The 1,507-nt window shown below is 47.8% G+C and carries 2 protein-coding genes; both read left to right on the forward strand.

Annotated elements, in window-relative coordinates; all coding sequences use genetic code 11:
- On the forward strand, positions 1-607 hold a 607-nt coding region (locus A3757_RS01105), incomplete at its 5' end, for an imelysin family protein (protein ID WP_304439158.1).
- 63 nt (positions 608-670) lie between these two features.
- Positions 671-1,507: di-heme oxidoredictase family protein (locus A3757_RS01110; protein ID WP_304439159.1), on the forward strand; the 837-nt coding region annotated here is incomplete at its 3' end.

Here is a 1,507-nt window from a genome sequence, read left to right on the forward strand (position 1 = left end):
AAGCTTATTGATTTCAGACCTAGAAGACATGGCCAATAACTGGAAAGAAGGCGGAGCATCAGTTGCTGAGCTAACCGCTAAAAGCGAAGCAGGTGCCTTGGCAACCATGCTGACAGGCATGGGTAGCCTTGCGTATGGCGAGCTAGCTGGCGAGCGGACTAAGCTTGGCTTGATGCTACACGATCCTGAAGAAGAACATGACTGCTTCTCGGATAACACTCATAACTCCCACTACTATGACGCCTTGGGCATCAAGAATGTCTATATGGGTCAGTATGAGAGCATCAACAACAACTCAGTAGATGGTGCAAGCCTTTCTGACTTAGTGAAGCAAGCAGACCCAGCACTGGATGCTGAAATGCTGGGTAAGCTTAATGCTACTCAAGCGACGGCTCAAGCAATGGTTGACGCGGCGGCTAAAGGCCAAGCTTTTGATGTATTGATCGGTGAAGGTAATACTGCGGGCAACCAAATCGTTCAGAACTTTGTTGATGCACTCGTTGCTCAAGCCAAAACAACTGAAAAGGTCATTCAGGTCTTAGGCCTCAGCAATATTGATTTTGAAGGTTCTGACAGCCTGGACAACCCTTCTGCTGTAGCAGAGTAATTAACAACTAGGTGACGCACCTGTTTATTTACGCCCGCCTAACAAGCGGGCGTTTTGGTAGCTATGAATAAAACCATCTTCGCACTTCCTCTTTTAGCGGTCAGCTTTTTACTCTACATAAATGCTGACTCGACCCTCGCTTCAAATAGCAAACTCCATAGTGCCAGAGAACTCTACCCATCAGGTCAACATAGTGCTGGCCAAAGCAAACAACGAAACAGTTTTGATCATCCCTCCCCCCTTCTGGATATGGAGACAAAGCTCGACTTTAAAATCGGCCGGGCCATCTTTGAAAAAATTTGGGTATTTGCCCCCTCAAGTACGACCGCAAGTGATGGCTTAGGCCCACTCTACAATGCAAGATCCTGCTCCCGTTGCCACGAGAAGAATGGTCGAGGCATATTAAAAGAAGAAGGTAAAACCTCCCCTGCACTATTTCTTCGGCTTAGCACTCCAGCCAAAACTGCCGAGCAAAAACGAGCACTGGAAAGTGGCCTCATAGGGCTAATACCAGAGCCTACTTATGGCACTCAGCTACAGACCTTTGCCTACCCGGGTGGACAAGCTGAGGCACAGCTACGAGTCAGCTATACAGAACAAAAAATTCAGCTAAGCGAAGGCGAAATGGTTAGCCTAAGAAAGCCGGATTACCAAATCATAGCGCCTCAGTATGGCCCAATGGATGAAGATTTGATGATTTCGCCACGTATTTCCTCGCCCATGATCGGATTGGGTCTTATCGAAGCGATAAATGAACAGGACATTCTTTCTAAAACCGACCCAGACGACAGTAACCAAGATGGTATTTCAGGCAAACCCAATTGGGTTTGGGATCAGCAAAAACAAGCACCGGCACTTGGCCGTTTTGGCTGGAAAGCAGGCACCCCCAACCTTCGTCAA

The sequence above is a fragment of the Oleiphilus sp. HI0117 genome (assembly GCF_001635235.1).